Source organism: Pseudomonas sp. P5_A12 (assembly GCF_056400685.1).
On record NZ_JBFUKU010000613.1, the window covers coordinates 1 to 801 of the forward strand.

Annotated in this window: 1 protein-coding gene; it reads left to right on the forward strand. The window is 61.9% G+C overall.

Annotated elements, in window-relative coordinates; genetic code table 11:
• Window positions 1–368: 368 nt before the first annotated feature.
• Window positions 369–801: fumarate hydratase (locus AC1DSG_RS31490; RefSeq protein ID WP_477794343.1), on the forward strand; the 433-nt coding region annotated here is incomplete at its 3' end.

An 801-nucleotide genomic window follows, 5' to 3' on the forward strand; every position in this document is an offset into this window, starting at 1 on the left:
GCGAAGCCTGCGTTCGGCGGCGAAGCCGTCGTCAATTCAGCCACCTCGGTGTGTCAGGCCGATCCCGAGCGCAGGTTTTACGACGGCTTCGCCGCCGRACGCAGGCTTCGCCAGCGGCTACAAGGGTCTCGGGGTTATGCGACCAACGATTGACTACCGGCGGGTGTGCCCGCCAGCGAGGCGCGCTATACTGCCGCGCCTTTTTAGCGTCGCGCCAGCAGCCCCGGCGTGCCTGAGGATCAGCTCCGAGCCTCAAGCTTCAAGCGGCAAGCTGAAGCAGTCCGCGTACTGCTCTGAACTTGCCGCTTGAAGCTTGAAGCTTGAAGCTGCCCTATAAAATGTTCCCGTCTTTTAGAGGAGCGCGACTCATGACCGTGATCAAGCAAGACGACCTGATTCAGAGCGTTGCCGACGCCCTGCAGTTCATTTCCTATTACCACCCCGTTGACTTCATCCAGGCGATGCACGAGGCCTACCTGCGCGAAGAATCGCCGGCAGCCCGTGATTCCATCGCACAGATCCTGATCAACTCGCGCATGTGTGCCACCGGCCACCGCCCGATCTGCCAGGACACCGGCATCGTCACCGTCTTCGTCCGCGTGGGCATGGACGTGCGCTGGGATGGCGCCACCATGGGCCTGGACGACATGATCAACGAAGGCGTGCGCCGGGCTTACAACCTGCCGGAAAACGTCCTGCGTGCCTCGATCCTCGCCGACCCGGCGGGTGCTCGTAAAAACACCAAGGACAACACCCCGGCCGTTATCCACTACTCCATCGTTCCGGGTAACACCGTGGAAG